Below are 15809 nucleotides of genomic sequence, written 5' to 3' on the forward strand. Positions count from 1 at the left end.
TCAGAATGACAGGCTCGCCGGCTGTATGGTGGAAAGATTCTCTTCCCCGGCAAACAGGAAGGAGAAATCACTCTCGCACACCCGTTTGACAGCAGGATGCTGGATCATCCGCTCGGCAAAGATGACGTAATACTCCTCCATCAGATCCTGGGTCTCTCCCAGCAGCATCACCTCCTCCCCCTCCAGGATCTCCTCCCGATAGATGGTCGGGGCCATGAAGATGCCCTGGTTGAAGAAGCCGAACGCCTTCATCAGGGCCGCGTCATCGAACTCACCCAGGATGCTGGGGGAGATCCCCTGCTGCTCGAACCACTGGGTCAGCTGGCGGCCCATGGCGGTACGCCGACCCGGGATGAGCAACTTGCGCTCCTCCAGGCAGGCGGGGAAGCCTTTCTCCGGTAGGGGAGCCTTGCAGAAGAAGCTGACCCCGCAGCCACCAAGGCGCTTGGAGAGCAGCCCCGCGTGCTGGCTGGAATCCACCGGGCAGTCGGAGAGGATCATGTCGAGCTTGTGCTCACTCAGCTGTTCCAGCAGCAATTCGTGGGTCGATTCGAAGCAGCGCAGGTGGATGGAGCCATCGTTCGGGATGACGGAGAGCAGCACCCGGCTGGCGAGTCGCTTGGAGAGGGCGTCGGCGATGCCGACGTCGAACAGGATCTGGCTCTCCTTGCGGTAGTTGACGATATCCAGCATCTCGTAGGAGAGGCTGAACATCTTGTCGGCGTAGCGAAAGACCAGCTGGCCCAGTTCGGTGGCCTCGAGGGATCGGCCCTTGCGGATCAGCAGCTTGCCGCCGAGACGCTGCTCCAGCAGCTTGATCTGGCCGGTGACGGTCTGGGGGGTAAGAAAAAGGGCTTCCGCCGCTTGTGTGACGGAGCCCTTCTTCTGTGTCATCCAAAAATAATAAAGATGGTTGTAGTTAAGGTGTGACATCCGATGGGGTTCCCGCGGCAGGCGGGCTCCGGTAGCAGCTGAGTTCAACTGCCAGAATGTCATACATGTCGCTGACCGAGTCAACCTTGTTCGCGCCAAACTGCCGCTGCAGGCTGAGCTTGAGAGCCGCCGGGCTCGGCATCCGCTCACCGCAATAGCGCTTGTTGGACTTCTTGACCCGCTCCCCGGCCCGGCTGCTCAGGGCCCGCTCGCTGAAAGTCTCGCCAAACTGGGCCTTGGCCTGCTTGTCCCCCAGCATCAGGGCGCTGTCGACCACTCCGTTCAGATAAGCCGAACAACTGGCTGAGGTGGCATCCTGCTGACAATCCGCCAGACTGCTTGCCCAGAGCGCCGGGCTCACCAGCAGGGCCAACCATCCTGTTTTTTTCATAACCCCTCCGTGCTCTGATCCGCCTCCCGATTGGGAAGGGATATCCGCAGGGCGAGATAGCCGACCACGGCCGCCAGGGTGGACCCGACCAGGATCCCGAGGCGAGAGAAGCTACCGTAGTCCAATCCGCCATGCTCGAATGCCAGCGACGCGATAAACATCGACATGGTGAAGCCAATGCCGCACAAGATGCTGACAGCAAAGATTTGTTTGAAATTAACCCCGCTTGGCAACTGGGCGACCCCCAGCTTCACCGCCAGCCAGCTGATGGTGAAGATCCCGAGCGGCTTGCCGACGAACAGCCCCAGCATGATGCCGAGCGGCACCGGGCTCAGCAGGGAGGAGAGTCCAATCCCGTCGAGCGACACCCCGGCGTTGGCAAAGGCAAACAGCGGCAGGATGAGATAGGCGCTCCAGGGATGCAGCGCGTGCTCCAGATGCTTGAGGGGAGAGGCGTAGCGCTTGCCGTTGAGCGGGATCATGAAGCCCACGATGACACCCGCCAGGGTCGCATGGACGCCGGACTTGAGCACGGCTACCCAGAGCACCAGACCGACCAGCATGTAGAGCGCGATCCTGTCTTCCCCACGCCGGTTCATCCACAGCAGGGTCAGGGTCGCCAGGACACCGACCGCCAGCGCACCCAGAGAGAGTTGCTGGGTGTAGAAGAGGGCGATGATGATGATGACGCCGAGGTCATCCATGATGGCCAGCGCCAGCAGGAACACCTTGAGGCTGGTCGGCACCCGCTTGCCAAGCAGCGCCATCACCCCGAGGGCGAAGGCGATGTCGGTGGCCGCGGGGATGGCCCAGCCGGCGCGGGTCACTTCATCGTGGTAGTTGAAGAAGGCGTAGATGAGCGCAGGAGCCAGCATGCCCCCCACGGCGGCAATGGCCGGGAAGGTCGCCTGTACCCGGGAAGAGAGCGCCCCCTCCATCAGCTCCCGCTTGACCTCGAGGCCAACCAGCAGGAAGAAGAGCGCCATGAAGCCGTCGTTGATCCAGAGCAGCAGCGGCTTGTCGATGTCGAGCGCCGCGATGCGCACCTGCACCGGCGTATTGAGGAAACTCTGGTAATACTCCGCCAACCCTGAGTTGGCCAGAGCGATGGCCAGCAGTGCGGCCAGGATCAGGATGATGCCGGAGGCAGACTCCAGCTTGAGAAAGCGCTTGAATACATCACTCATGGTCTGACTATCCATTATTTTGCATTTTTTTCAGTCTAGAGCCGGCACGGTATAATGAAAAATCGTTTCTAATTGCCACAAACAACGGAAAAACCGAAGGCAAAGCCTCCATTGTCTGCTATAAGCACCCTTTTGCTCCCTTTACACCCTCCGTCACCATTCAGTTTTTCGCATAAATATATGGATGGCGACACAATAAAAAAGGCGCCGTCAGGCGCCTTTCAGGTCGATGCGATTCCAGCGGGGATGACGCCATCCGGGCGCCTTCAGCCAGGATCAGATGGCCACGGGGGCCTTGATGCCGGGATGGGGGTCGTAACCCAGGATCTCGAAATCCTCGAAGCGATAGTCGAAGATCGAAGCCGGTTTGCGCTTGATCGCCAGGGTCGGCAACGGACGCGGTTCGCGGCTGAGTTGCAGTGCAGTCTGCTCCATGTGATTGGAATAAAGATGCACATCCCCCCCGGTCCAGACGAAGTCCCCCACCTCGAGATCGCACTGCTGGGCCATCATGTGGGTCAGCAAGGCATAGCTCGCGATGTTGAACGGCAGACCGAGGAAGACGTCACAGCTGCGCTGATAGAGCTGGCAGGAGAGCTTGCCGTCCGCCACGTAGAACTGGAAGAAGGCGTGGCAGGGGGCCAGGGCCATCTTGTCCAGCTCTCCCACGTTCCAGGCGGAGACGATGATCCGGCGAGAATCCGGATTGTGCTTGATGTCGTCCACCGCCTTCTGGATCTGGTCGATGACAGTGCCATCGGCCGCCGGCCAGGAGCGCCACTGGGCGCCGTAGACCGGGCCCAGATCGCCGTGCTCGTCAGCCCACTCGTCCCAGATGCTGACGCCGTGCTCCTTGAGGTAGGCGGTGTTGGTGTCGCCGTTCAGGAACCAGAGCAGCTCGTGGATGATGGATCTCAGGTGGCACTTCTTGGTGGTGACCAGGGGGAAGCCCTCGGCCAGATTGAAGCGCATCTGGTGACCGAACAGGGAAACGGTGCCGGTGCCGGTGCGATCGGACTTGACCGCCCCCTCGTCCAGGATCTTCTGCATCAGGTCGAGATAGGCTCTCATTGCGTTGCCTCCTTCCGGCTATCACCATTCATTTTCGCTATCCAGCAAACATCTGGCAGCACAATACTCTTAAACCGACTCAGGGAGAGGCTCACTGCTTGGCCTCCCGGACCCCGTCGTTCCCATTGCCGAACAGCTGTGGCCGCTTGTAGGCGACCCAGATCATCAGGGCGCCGATGATGATCATCGGGGTGGAGAGGATCTGGCCCATGCTGATCTCCTGGAAGTAGAGGCCGAGCTGGCTGTCCGGCTGGCGTACGAACTCCACCAGGAAGCGGAACAGGCCGTAACACAGCAGGAACATGCCGGAGATGGCGCCACGGGGCGGGTTCTTGCGCCAGAACAGGTTGAGGATGATGAAGAGCACCACCCCTTCCAGGGCAAACTGGTAGAGCTGTGACGGGTGGCGCGGCTCGGGGCCCGCCTCCGGGAAGATGATGGCCCAGGGCACATCGGTGACCCGGCCCCAGAGTTCGCCGTTCATGAAGTTGCCGATGCGGCCCACCCCCAGTCCGAACGGGATCAGCGGCGCCACGAAGTCGGCCACGGTGAAGAAGTGACGCTTCGTCTTGTGGGCAAACCAGATCATGGCGGTGATGACCCCGATGAGGCCGCCGTGGAACGACATGCCGCCGGTCCAGATCTTGAACAGGTAGGTGGGATCGGCGAGGAAGAGATCGAAGTTGTAGAACAGCACGTAACCGATGCGCCCCCCCAGGATCACCCCGAGGAAGCCGTAAAACAGCAGATCAGAGACCTCGTTGCGGGTCCAGCCACTGTTCGGCGCATCGGCGCGGCGACCCGCCAGCCACATGGCGAAGGCGAAGCCGAACAGGTACATGAGCCCATACCAGCGTACCGACAACGGCCCCAAACTGAATGCTACGGGATCAATCTGCGAGAAAACCCAATATCCGTCGTGCTGCATAGTGCGGCCTCAATCATAAGAAAAGCCGCATTCTCCGATCATTTGTCAGATGTAACAAGATTGAATATCAATCGGGCAGCTTGGCCTTGTGGCCGGCCCGCAGCAGACCGCCCAGGCCATGCTCTTCCAGATAGCGGGCAAACAGGCCGCGCAGCACGTGGGGATTGTCGTGTTTGAGGCCATCGCTCATCAGGGCCGTGAGCTCGTCGAGGTGGGACTGGCGCAGCACGTACTTGATGCGGGAGATGTTGTGGGTGTTCATGCTGAAGCGCCGATACCCCATGGCCAGCAGCAGGAGCACGCCGACCGGATCCCCGGCCAGCTCGCCACACACCGAGACCGGTTTCTGATAACGGTGGGAGGCATCCACCAGGAGCTGCAGGGCGCGGATCACCGCAGGGTGGAAGGCGTCGTAGATGCTGGCAACCCGGGCGTTGTTGCGATCCACCGCCAGCAGGTATTGGGTCAGATCGTTGCTGCCCACCGACCAGAAGTCGATGAGGAGGGCCATCTCCGGCAGTATGTAAAGGGCGGAAGGCACCTCGATCATCACCCCGAGGCTGGGGTAGCGAATGAGGGCATTGCGGGTGGCGGCCTCTTCGGAGACCTCGCGCCAGGCTTGGTCCAGCAGTCGACGGGAGGCGCGGATCTCGCCGACGCTGCTGATCATCGGCAGCATGATGGCCAGGTTGTCCAGCCCCTCGCTCGCTCGCAGCATGGCCTTGAGCTGGACCAGGAACAGCTCGGGGTGATCCAGGGTGAGCCGGATCCCCCGCCAGCCAAGGAAGGGATTTTCCTCCACGATGGGGAAGTAGGGCAGTTGTTTGTCCCCCCCTACGTCCAGGGTACGCATGCAGACCGGTCTGTCCCGGTAGGTCTCCAGGATGCCGCGATAGCGGGCGGTCTGCTCCCACTCCGAGGGGAAGCTCTCCTGCAGCATGAAGGGGATCTCGGTGCGATAGAGCCCGACCCCGTCCGCCAGATGGTTGAGGGAGATCTCGGTATCCGCACTCAACCCCGCGTTGAGCAGCAGGGAGACCGGGGTACCGTCAGCGGTCTCGGAAGGCTGGGTGTCGACGCTGCGTACCAGGGTATCGAGGGCCTGCTCCTCGCTCAGCAACTGCCGGTACTCGGTCAGGATCACCTGATTGGGTTCGATGAAGAGATCGCCGCTGTAGCCATCGACCACCAGGGTACGGCCCCCGATGTCGCCGAGCGGCAGATCCACCCCCATGATGGCGGCGACACCCATGGCTCTGGCCAGAATGGCCGCATGGGAGTTGGTGCCCCCTTTCAGCGACACCACGCCGCTCAGAAACTCCCGCGGTATCTCGGCGAGTATGGTGGCGGTCACCTCGTCGGCGACCAGCACCACGGGCTCCCCTATGGTGAGTTGTTCGGGCTCGTCCTGTACCAGCCGGCTGATGAGGCGCAGGGCGATATCCTTCACATCGGCGGCGCGCTCGCGCAGGTAGGGGTCCTTCATCCCCTTGAACTGTTCGATCAACCGGTCACTGATGAGCTTGACCGCCGAGATGGCTGTCCAGTGCTCCTTGCCGACCTTGTTGCGAATGGGCTTGATGTAGCCGGGATCATCCAGCAGGTGCAGATAGATGTCGAAGATGGCGACCGAGTCCTGGCTGTAGCTCTCGCGAAAGCGCAGGGCCAGGCTCTCCAGATCGTGGCGCACCTCCTCGATGGCGAGTTCGAGGCGCGCCAGCTGCTTGCCATGATCCTCATCCTTGCGGGGGGTAATGGAGTTCAGCGCCTTGCGCGGGCGCCACACCCAGGCCTTGGCGATGGCGATGCCACTGGCCCCGGCAATGCCGCGCAGGGGTTTGCTCCAGTCGGTCTTCTGCAACCAGCCCTTGGCCTGGGCCTGGGCGATGCGCGCCGCCAGCTGGGCCGCCAGGGTGACCATGAAGGACTCTTCCCCCTCATCGAACAGGCGGCTCTCTTTTTGCTGTACAACCAGCACCCCCACCACCTGGCGCTGATGCATGATGGGAGCGCCGAGGAAGGAGCGAAACGCCTCTTCAGCCACATCGGGCAGGAATTTGAAGCTGGGGTGGGAGGGGGCATCCGCGAGGTTGATCAGCTCCTCGCGCTGACCCACCAGGCCGACGATCCCCTGCTCGAATGGCAGGGTGGCCTTGCCCACCGCCGACTCGGCCAGGCCATCGGTCGCCGCCAGCCGGTAGCGCCGCATCTCGGGCTCGGCCACATAGACGGAGCAGCAGTTCACCGTCATGGCGAGCCGGGTCTGGCTCACCAATGCCTGCAAGGCCTGCTCGAGGGTATTGGCCTCGGCCATGCTTTCGACGATGCGTCTGAGTTCCGTCAGCAACTAGCTGTGCTCCTTAACGAGAGCGGTTACGCCGCCCATCCTTTCGATTAACCTGCACCACCGGCACCGGCATGGCCAGCGGGGCAAACTCTTTCATCACCCGGCGGTAGACCTCCCGCTTGAAGGAGACGACCTGACGCACCGGGTACCAGAAGCTGACCCAGCGCCAATCATCAAACTCCGGATGGCCATGACAGCCAAACTGGATCCTGGACTCCTTGCCCGGGTTCAACTGCAACAAAAACCACTTCTGCTTTTGGCCAATACAGACCGGTGAACTGTCCCAGCGAACGAGTCGTTTGGGTAAGCGGTACTTCAGCCAGTTGCGGCTGGTCGCCAAGATGGTCACATCGTCAGATTTGAGGCCTATCTCCTCATACAGCTCACGATACATGGCCTGTTCCGGCGATTCACCATCATCAACCCCCCCCTGCGGAAACTGCCAGGAGTGCTGCCCATAGCGCTTAGCCCACAAAACTTGTCCGTCACGGTTACAGATCACGATGCCGACATTGGGACGAAATCCGTCGCCATCTATCACGTGATCACCATATAAAGGCTGAATCTATAAAGGGATTGTTCCACATTCACCCCGTGGCGGCAAACAGGGACTGTCATCTTCCATTCATGAATAACTTGCCATTTCAAGCCAAGTTATAAACAAATTTATGGCGACACCCCATCGAGTTGCCCACCCAGACTGTGCATAAACCTGTGATCAAGCAGGTATATACAGTAGTTTTATCTCAGGGCATTCAAGCAGCCATTATCATAACCCAATCTCACGAAAACAAAATATCCATTTAAATACATATAGTTAATATTTAAGTGCTGGATCAAGATCCATGACTTTTGAGGTCGAGGATCCTCATCGGTATTTGTGAACAAGTCCCGCTGTTCAAAGATCCACCACGGCTGATTTATCCACAAGACTGGCGCATAATCTGCTCCAATATGGCGGGTAAAATCGGCGGGTTCTCACATTAATTTCTATCCGAGACCCAAGATTGATCCCTTTACGCCAGTTATCCAAGATTTCTGTGGATAACTATGTGCAACAGCCAGTCCAAACCCTTGGACAACTCGTTTTACGCAGGATCCTGCCCGGCGCATATCTAGAAAAAAACATCAAAACCCTTTAAAATCATCAGCATAAATATAATTTCGCTGCCGTCGCCCCCCTGTGTATAGTCCACCCGGGATCGGTTATAAAAACAGCGATCCACACGCAGGATCCGGCTTGGTAGAATGAGAGCCACAGACGAGGAGCCCAGATGCCCAACAATCCGCAGTCAGAACAGGAGCTGCTGACCCGTGCCTATGCCATGGCGGGCCTGCCGCTGGCCCAGCTCGCGGCCAGTGCCGGGATCCCGGTGCCACGGGATCTGCGCCGTGACAAGGGCTGGGTCGGTCAGTTGATCGAGTGGCAGCTGGGCGCCAGTGCCGGCAGCAAGCCGGAGCAGGATTTCCCGGATCTCGGCATAGAGCTCAAGACGATCCCGGTGGATCCGGCGGGCAAGCCACTCGAAACCACCTTCGTCTGCGTGGCCCCCCTCATCGGTGTCAGCGGCCAGCGCTGGGAGGAGTCGAACGTGCGCAACAAGCTGTCACGGGTGCTCTGGATCCCGGTGGAAGGCAGTCGCGAGATCCCCATCGGCGAGCGCCGGATCGGCATGCCGCTGCTGTGGAGCCCGAGTGTGGAGGAAGATGACCTGCTGCGTCAGGACTGGGAAGAGCTGATGGACATGATAGTGCTGGGGGAAGTGGAGCAGATCAGCGCCCGCCACGGCCAGGTCATGCAATTGCGCCCCAAAGCGGCCAACAACAAGGCCCTGACCCGCGCCATCGGCCGCAACGGCCAGCCGATCCAGACCCTGCCACGGGGTTTCTACCTCAAGATAGCTTTCACCCATGGCCTGCTGCAGCGCCATTTCGCCCTGCCCATTTGACCCTGACTATCAACATTCCTGTCATAAGCTGGTATAAAAATAACCAGCAGCACTTTCTTCGCAGTCAATGACAAGGAGGCGTTATGCCGATCAACAAGCAGTTTCTCAAGTCCCGTCCCGAGGTCAAGGTGACCTTCGCTGTGGAAAAAGAGGCCGCCGGCGAGGCGGAGCAGATCTGGTTGCTTGGGGAGTTCAGCCAGTGGCAACCCATTGAATTAAAAAGGATGAAGAGCGGGGAGTTCAAGACCACCCTCAACCTTCCTACCGATGGCCCCAGCCATTTCGAGTTCTGCTATCAGCTGGTGCAGCCGGATGGGGAGACCCTTTACGACAATGACTGGGCAGCGGATGACTATGTGCCCGGTCCCTTCGGGCGGGACAACTCGGTAATACGGGTCGCTCAACCGGCTTGAAACCGGGGCTGCCGCATCGCGGATACAAAAAAGGCTCGCCATTGGCGAGCCTTTTCACTACCTGCCGAGCTATTCGTCGACATACCGACACCAATTCGAATCGAATTAGTTGAGCTTCTCTTTGATACGAGCAGCTTTGCCGGACAGGTTGCGCAGGTAGTACAGTTTGGCGCGGCGAACATCACCACGACGCTTCAGTTCTACACTGTGGATCAGCGGAGAGTGAGTCTGGAATACACGCTCAACACCTTCGCCGTTGGAGATCTTGCGAACGGTGAAAGCAGAGTGCAGACCGCGGTTACGCTTGGCAATCACGATGCCTTCGAAAGCCTGCAGACGCTCTTTACCACCTTCTTTAACACGAACTTGAACACGTACGGTGTCGCCCTGGGCAAAAGCCGGGATGTCGGTACGCAGTTGCTCTTGTTCAAGCTGCTGAATAATCTTGCTCATTGTCTTTCCTTACCTAGGATAAACTGAAAACTCTACTAAACGCTGTCACGCACTTCGCGGACATACTCGGCAAGAAGTGATTCTTGCTCGTCAGTCAGAGCTAGGTTGTTAATAAGTTCCGGCCTTCTCTGCCAGGTTCGTCCGAGCGATTGCTTGAGCCGCCAGCGCCTGATCACTTCGTGATTGCCGCTTGTCAGCGCCTCGGGCACCGCCAATCCATCCAACAACTCCGGCCGAGTGTAGTGGGGATGATCCAGCAGGCCATCCGTGAAGGAGTCCTGCTCGGCACTGGCCTGATCGCCCAAGACCCCGGGGACCAGACGCGAAACCGCATCGATCAGGGTCATGGCAGGCAGTTCGCCACCACTTAACACGTAATCCCCGATAGACCACTCTTCGTCGACTTCGGTTTGTATCACGCGTTCATCGATACCTTCGTATCGACCGGCGACCAGAATCAGCTTTTGATTCGTCGCCAACTCGGTTACGCCCGCTTGAGTCAGCTTGCGTCCCTGAGGGGAGAGATAGATGACTTTCGCCCCGTCTCCCGCCGCTTGCTTGGCCGCATGAATCGCATCACGCAGCGGCTGAACCATCATTAACATGCCGGGCCCACCACCATAAGGACGATCATCGACCGTACGGTGTTTGTCGTGGGTGAAGTCCCGGGGGTTCCAGCACTCAATCTGCAGCAGGCCACTCTTGACGGCCCGACCCGTTACCCCGTGCTCGGTAATGGCTCGGAACATTTCCGGGAAGAGGCTAATCACCCCAATCCACATAAGAAACCTCCGGCACCCGTGTTAGCGCGGGAAACTAGAAACCAGGATCCCAATCAACTTCGATTGTGCGAGCAGTCAGATCAATGTTCTTGATCACCTGCTCTTCCAGGAACGGAATCAACCGCTCCTTCGCACCGAAGGCATCTTTTACATTGGCTTCAACCACCAACACATCGTTGGAGCCGGTTTCCATCAATTCGGTCACCTTGCCCAGGTCGTATCCCTTGGTGGTCTTGACTGAGCAACCGATAAGGTCACGCCAGTAGAATTCACCTTCGGGCAACGCGGGCAACAGATCGGCGTTAACGCCAATCTCGACATTGGTCAATGCCAGGGCATCCTCGCGCACATCGATACCATCGAGCTTGCAGATCAGACCCTTGTTGTGACGCTTCCAGGCCGAAACCCGGATCTCACGCCACGCCCCGTTCTGATTGATCAGCCAGGGGTTGTAATCGAAAATCGCTTCGGCAACATCGGTGAAGGAGTTCACTTTAAGCCAGCCCTTGATACCGTAAACGGTGCCCAGGGTGCCCAGAACTACAGGTTTTTCCACCTTAACTCCCTACCGTTTGGCTGATTAAGCAGCTTTAGCAGCGTCTTTGATCAGCTTGGCAACGCGGTCAGAAACAGCGGCACCAGTAGCAACCCAATGCTCGATACGAGCCAGGTCCAGGTTCAGCTTTTCAGCGTTACCAGCAGCAACCGGGTTGAAGAAACCAACGCGCTCGATGAAACGACCGTCGCGGGCGTTACGGCTGTCAGCAACTACTACCTGGTAGAACGGACGCTTTTTCGCGCCACCACGTTGTAAACGAATGGTTACCATATCGTCCTCATAAACATCTAATGAACAAGGCCCGCAAATACGCGGACCCTAGCTTAAAATAAGCCGCATAATTCTACTTGGATTCGTAATAATTGCAACCGAGCCAGCCACTTTTTGCACAAGGATGAGCATGAAAAGGGCCCACCGCTGGTGAGCCCTTGCATGGCTGGCTGTCGCCTCGGGATTAGAAGGGGCCGCGGCCGCCACCAAATCCCGGTGGCAGCATGTTTTTCATCTGCCCCATCATCTTGCGCATGCCGCCCTTGCCGGACATCTTCTTCATCATGCGCTGCATCTCGGTGAACTGCTTGAGCAGCTTGTTCACGTCCTGCACCTGCATGCCGGAACCAGCTGCGATGCGGCGTTTGCGGGACCCCTTGATGAGATCGGGATGAGCACGCTCCTTCGGGGTCATGGAGCTGATGATGGCCTCCATGCGCACGGTGAGCTTGTCATCCATCTGATCCTTCACGTTGTCCGGCAGCCCGGACATGCCCGGCAGCTTGTCCAGCATGCCCATCATGCCGCCCATGTTGCGCATCTGGGCCAGCTGTTCGCGGAAGTCCTCCAGATCGAAACCCTTGCCACTCTTGACCTTGCTGGCCAGCTTGGCGGCTTTCTCTTTATCGACAGTGCGCTCCACCTCCTCGATGAGGGAGAGCACGTCCCCCATGCCGAGGATACGGGAGGCAAGACGGTCCGGGTGGAAGGGTTCCAGCGCATCGGTCTTCTCCCCCATACCGATGAACTTCACCGGCTTGCCGGTGATGTGGCGTACGGACAAGGCCGCGCCGCCGCGGGCGTCGCCGTCCGCCTTGGTGAGAATGACACCGGTGAGCGGCAGCGCCTCGTTGAACGCCTTGGCGGTGTTGGCGGCATCCTGACCGGTCATGGCATCCACCACGAACAGGGTCTCGACCGGCTTGATGGTGGCATGCAGATCCTGGATCTCCGCCATCATCTCGCTGTCGACGTGCAGACGACCGGCGGTATCGACGATCACCACGTCATAGAACTTCTTGCGCGCCTGATCGATGGCGGCGGTGGCGATGGCCACCGGCTTCTGGGTCACGTCGCTCGGGAAGAAGTCCACCCCGATGTCGCCGGCCAGGGTTTCCAGCTGCTTGATCGCCGCCGGGCGATAGACGTCCGCACTGACAACCAGCACCTTCTTCTTGCTGCGCTCTTTGAGCAGCTTGGCCAGCTTGCCAACCGTGGTGGTCTTACCGGCACCCTGCAGACCCGCCATCAAGATGATGGCTGGCGGCTGGGCAGCCAGGTTGAGCTGCTCGTTCGCCTCCCCCATCACGGAGACCAGCTCGCCGTGCACTATCTTGATGAAGGCCTGGCCCGGGCTCAGGGACTTGGCCACTTCCTGGCCGACTGCCCGCTCCTTGACCCGCGCCACGAAATCACGCACGACCGGCAGGGCGACGTCCGCCTCGAGCAGCGCCATGCGCACTTCACGCAGGGTATCCTTGATGTTCTCTTCGGTCAGTCGACCACGGCCACTGACATTGCGCAGGGTGCGCGAGAGTCGTTCTGTCAAATTCTCAAACATGACGCATTCCGGTTCTTGGCGTAACAATTGGGGGCATTATACCCCAGACAATCCTGTGGGACGATTATTCACCGCAAGGAGCGAGGGGCAACCCCTTCACGAGCAAGACCTGCACAACCATCGGTACAGGATACTCATGCCCGACACGGCCCAGCGAAGGCAGGATTTTGCCTCCTGTCGACGCCAATGGGTGTCAGGGAAGGGATCAACCACCAGTCTGCTGCTTATATATGGGCAGTTAGCCGCTGGCGCAACTGGCGAGCATATCTTGTGCAAGGTATACTGCTCCTCTTATTCCATAAAGCTTGCTTAACAACGACCTGGTTATGATCGTGATCTCCATCCTGGCCCTGGCGTTTTATCTGCTGGCCATCATCGCCTCGCTGCACCTGCTGCTCAGCGCCAAGCCCGTCGGGCAGGTACCGCTGTTCGCCTGTGTGGGCCTGGCCCTGACAGCCCATGGCGTCGCGGTTGGCAGCGAAGTGCTGGCTACCCAGTCGGGCCAGAACCTCAGCATGCTGAACGTCGCCTCCTTGGTCAGCCTCATCATCAGCTGTTTCATGACCTGCGTCACCCGCCGTTTCAACGGCTGGATCCTGCTCCCCGTGGTCTACAGCTTCTCCGCCCTGTTGCTGGCGGCGAGTGCGCTGATCCCGGGCCGCTACATCACTCATCTGGAAGCCCATCCCCAGCTGCTGCTGCACATCGGTCTGGCCCTGATGGCCTATTCGGTACTGATGATTGCCTGCCTGTTTGCGCTTCAGCTCGCCTGTTTGGACAGGCAACTGAAATCCAGAAAAATCAGCAATCTGCCAGCCATGCCACCGCTGATGACGGTGGAACGCCGGTTGTTCCAGCTCATCTCGGCCGGCCTGTTCCTGCTGACGCTCTCCATCGCCTCCGGGCTCTTTTTCCTGGATGACATGTTCGCCCAGGGCAAATCCCACAAGGCGGTACTCTCCATCCTGGCCTGGTGCGTCTATGTGTTGCTGCTGTGGGGTCACCATACCCGCGGCTGGCGCGGTCGCAAGGTCATCACCCTGAGCCTCATCGGCAGCGTCATCCTGACCCTGGCCTATTTTGGCAGCCGTTTCGTCAAGGAAGTCTTGCTGAGCTGACGGCCTAGCCATCCCCCAACCATCCAACAGGAGCCCTTCTTGGACAGTATCTCAACGAGTACATTACTGATTGTTCTCGTTATCTTGATCCTCTTGTCAGCCTTCTTCTCCAGTTCCGAAACCGGTCTGATGTCCCTCAACCGTTACAAGTTGCGGCATCTGGCCCAGACCAAGCACAAGGCCGCCCGCCGGGTTGAAAAACTGCTGGCACGGCCGGACCGTCTGCTCGGCCTCATCCTGATCGGCAACAACCTGGTCAACATCCTGGCTTCCGCCATCGCCACCATTGTCTGTATCCGGCTGTTCGGGGATCTCGGGGTCGCCATCGCCACCTTCGGCCTGACCCTGGTGGTACTGGTGTTTGGGGAAGTCACCCCCAAGACCCTGGCGGCCATGTTCCCGGAGCGCATCGCCTATCCGGCCTCCTGGGTGCTCAAGGGATTGATGGTCCCCCTCGCCCCTTTCGTCTGGCTTATCAATGGCATCACCAACCTCTTGCTCAAGCTGATGCGGCTGGAACATCGCAAGGATGACTCTCTCAATACCGAGGAGCTGCGCACCATCGTCAACGAGGCGGGCAGCCTCATCCCCCAGCGCCATCAGGAGATGCTCATCAGCATCCTGGATCTGGACAAGATGACGGTGGAGAACATCATGGTGCCGCGCAGCGAGATCTCGGCCATCGATATCAACGACGACTGGAAGACCATACTGCGCCAGCTTGCCCATTGCGCTCATACCAAGATCCTGCTCTATCGCGACAATATCGATGACGTTGTCGGATTTCTGCACTCCCGGGATGCCCTCAGACTGGTGGCCAGGGATCAGTTCAGCAAGTCCAGCCTGCTGCGGGAAGTGGACCCCATCTACTTCATTCCGGAGGGAACCCCTCTCAACGTGCAACTGGCCAAGTTCCAGCGCAACAAGGAGCGGATCGGGCTGATTGTCGACGAATACGGGGACATTCAGGGGTTGATCACCTTGGACGACATTCTCGAAGAGATCGTGGGGGATTTCACCACCTCCATGGCTCCGGCGCCCAGCGACGAGATCCACCCCCAGCCGGACGGCTCATTCCTGGTGGAGGGCTCCGCCAACATCCGCGAGCTGAACAAGGAGATGAACTGGCATCTGCCCATGGACGGTCCCCGCACCCTCAACGGAGCACTGCTGGAGTATCTGGAGGAGATCCCCCAACCCAACATCAGCGTGAGGCTGGCGGGCTATCCCATCGAGATCCTTGAAGTGGAGAACAACATGGTGAAGATGGCGCGGATCATGCCCCATCTATACCGCAACGAGTCGGGTTACGAGGATTGAAAAAAGGCTGCCGATGGCAGCCTTTTTCGTTTCACTCGTTCTCGTCGTCCGGCTCAAGCACCAGGGTCGGGATCATCTCGCCAAACACCCGCTGCAGTTCATCGCGATTGGCCAGCAAGTCTTTCAGGGTGTAGCCGTCCATCACCGCCAGGAAGGCGTTCATCGCCTCTTTCAGGGCACTCTTCAGCAGGCAGACCGAGACGATGTGGCAGACAGGTGAGTTGCAGTCGATGCCATCCAGGTTCCCTTCCAGCGCCCGGATCACCTGACCGATGTTCACCTCCTCCGGTGCGCAGGCCATGCGGATCCCGCCGTTCTTGCCACGCTGGGATTGCAGGTAACCCAGCTTCACCAGCTGGTTCACCACCTTCACCATGTGGTTGCGGGATACATCGTACAAGGCGGACACCTTGGCAACGCTCGACAGCTCCCCTTCCGGCAGCGTGGCCAGATAGAGCAGGGCTCTCAATCCAAAATCGGTATAGCTCGTCAGTCTCATAATGCCTGTGGCGCATAGCGCGAAAAAA

17 protein-coding genes are annotated in these 15809 nt (G+C 59.1%); 4 read left to right on the top strand and 13 right to left on the bottom strand.

Annotated elements, in window-relative coordinates; all coding sequences use genetic code 11:
• The 7 genes from nhaR to rppH all read right to left on the bottom strand — a co-directional run bounded on the left by nhaR (nucleotide 1) and on the right by rppH (nucleotide 7398).
• Nucleotides 1-933, bottom strand: a complete 933-nt coding sequence (gene nhaR / locus ACW5W7_RS09145; RefSeq protein WP_438550660.1) for a transcriptional activator NhaR — start codon at nucleotides 931-933, stop codon at nucleotides 1-3.
• A complete protein-coding gene (locus tag ACW5W7_RS09150) occupies nucleotides 920-1324 on the bottom strand; it encodes a hypothetical protein (protein ID WP_456501496.1) in 405 nt (134 codons plus the stop codon). Before ACW5W7_RS09150 ends, nhaR begins: the two co-directional genes overlap by 14 nt.
• Nucleotides 1321-2511, bottom strand: a complete 1191-nt coding sequence (nhaA, locus tag ACW5W7_RS09155) for a Na+/H+ antiporter NhaA (RefSeq protein WP_349919665.1) — start codon at nucleotides 2509-2511, stop codon at nucleotides 1321-1323. The genes ACW5W7_RS09150 and nhaA overlap by 4 nt, the downstream gene beginning before the upstream one ends.
• A gap of 276 nt (nucleotides 2512-2787) precedes the next feature.
• Entirely contained in the window at nucleotides 2788-3582 is a 795-nt protein-coding gene (gene thyA / locus ACW5W7_RS09160) for a thymidylate synthase (protein ID WP_456501497.1), read from the bottom strand.
• Nucleotides 3583-3673: 91 nt separating this feature from the next.
• Nucleotides 3674-4510 (bottom strand): prolipoprotein diacylglyceryl transferase, encoded by an 837-nt coding sequence (lgt, locus tag ACW5W7_RS09165; protein ID WP_456501498.1) that lies wholly within the window; start codon nucleotides 4508-4510, stop codon nucleotides 3674-3676.
• Between the two features lie 67 nt (nucleotides 4511-4577).
• Complete coding sequence (ptsP, locus tag ACW5W7_RS09170) at nucleotides 4578-6857, bottom strand: phosphoenolpyruvate--protein phosphotransferase (protein ID WP_456501499.1); 2280 nt, start codon at nucleotides 6855-6857, stop codon at nucleotides 4578-4580.
• A 13-nt stretch (nucleotides 6858-6870) separates the two neighbouring features.
• Entirely contained in the window at nucleotides 6871-7398 is a 528-nt protein-coding gene (gene rppH, locus ACW5W7_RS09175) for an RNA pyrophosphohydrolase (protein WP_349919671.1), read from the bottom strand.
• 733 nt (nucleotides 7399-8131) lie between these two features.
• Here rppH and mutH point away from each other — a divergent pair.
• Both mutH and ACW5W7_RS09185 read left to right on the top strand, forming a co-directional pair.
• Nucleotides 8132-8806, top strand: a complete 675-nt coding sequence (gene mutH, locus ACW5W7_RS09180; RefSeq protein ID WP_349919672.1) for a DNA mismatch repair endonuclease MutH — start codon at nucleotides 8132-8134, stop codon at nucleotides 8804-8806.
• An 83-nt stretch (nucleotides 8807-8889) separates the two neighbouring features.
• Nucleotides 8890-9219 carry an isoamylase early set domain-containing protein gene (locus ACW5W7_RS09185; protein WP_349919673.1) on the top strand — a complete coding sequence of 110 codons (330 nt, stop codon included), beginning with the start codon at nucleotides 8890-8892 and terminating at the stop codon, nucleotides 9217-9219.
• A 105-nt stretch (nucleotides 9220-9324) separates the two neighbouring features.
• Here the strand turns inward: ACW5W7_RS09185 and rplS are convergent, their stop codons facing one another.
• From rplS to ffh, 5 genes are all read right to left on the bottom strand, one after another.
• Complete coding sequence (rplS, locus tag ACW5W7_RS09190; RefSeq protein ID WP_005313505.1) at nucleotides 9325-9672, bottom strand: 50S ribosomal protein L19; 348 nt, start codon at nucleotides 9670-9672, stop codon at nucleotides 9325-9327.
• 35 nt (nucleotides 9673-9707) lie between these two features.
• A complete protein-coding gene (gene trmD, locus ACW5W7_RS09195) occupies nucleotides 9708-10454 on the bottom strand; it encodes a tRNA (guanosine(37)-N1)-methyltransferase TrmD (protein ID WP_434664267.1) in 747 nt (248 codons plus the stop codon).
• A 34-nt stretch (nucleotides 10455-10488) separates the two neighbouring features.
• A complete protein-coding gene (gene rimM, locus ACW5W7_RS09200; protein WP_456501500.1) occupies nucleotides 10489-11010 on the bottom strand; it encodes a ribosome maturation factor RimM in 522 nt (173 codons plus the stop codon).
• Between the two features lie 24 nt (nucleotides 11011-11034).
• Nucleotides 11035-11283: a 30S ribosomal protein S16 gene (gene rpsP / locus ACW5W7_RS09205; RefSeq protein ID WP_010673084.1), complete on the bottom strand. Its 249-nt coding sequence runs from the start codon at nucleotides 11281-11283 to the stop codon at nucleotides 11035-11037.
• Between the two features lie 184 nt (nucleotides 11284-11467).
• Nucleotides 11468-12844: a signal recognition particle protein gene (gene ffh, locus ACW5W7_RS09210; RefSeq protein WP_349919675.1), complete on the bottom strand. Its 1377-nt coding sequence runs from the start codon at nucleotides 12842-12844 to the stop codon at nucleotides 11468-11470.
• A gap of 326 nt (nucleotides 12845-13170) precedes the next feature.
• Between ffh and ACW5W7_RS09215 the strand changes: the two genes are divergently transcribed.
• Both ACW5W7_RS09215 and ACW5W7_RS09220 read left to right on the top strand, forming a co-directional pair.
• Nucleotides 13171-13962, top strand: coding sequence for a cytochrome C assembly family protein (locus ACW5W7_RS09215; RefSeq protein WP_456501501.1), 792 nt, complete (start codon nucleotides 13171-13173; stop codon nucleotides 13960-13962).
• A 39-nt stretch (nucleotides 13963-14001) separates the two neighbouring features.
• Nucleotides 14002-15282 (top strand): HlyC/CorC family transporter, encoded by a 1281-nt coding sequence (locus tag ACW5W7_RS09220; protein WP_349919679.1) that lies wholly within the window; start codon nucleotides 14002-14004, stop codon nucleotides 15280-15282.
• A gap of 31 nt (nucleotides 15283-15313) precedes the next feature.
• On the opposite strand, the gene ACW5W7_RS09225 is transcribed toward ACW5W7_RS09220, so the two are convergent.
• Nucleotides 15314-15781, bottom strand: coding sequence for an Rrf2 family transcriptional regulator (locus ACW5W7_RS09225; RefSeq protein WP_349919680.1), 468 nt, complete (start codon nucleotides 15779-15781; stop codon nucleotides 15314-15316).
• Between the last annotated feature and the right edge of the window lie 28 nt (nucleotides 15782-15809).

The organism is Aeromonas intestinalis (assembly GCF_054052485.1).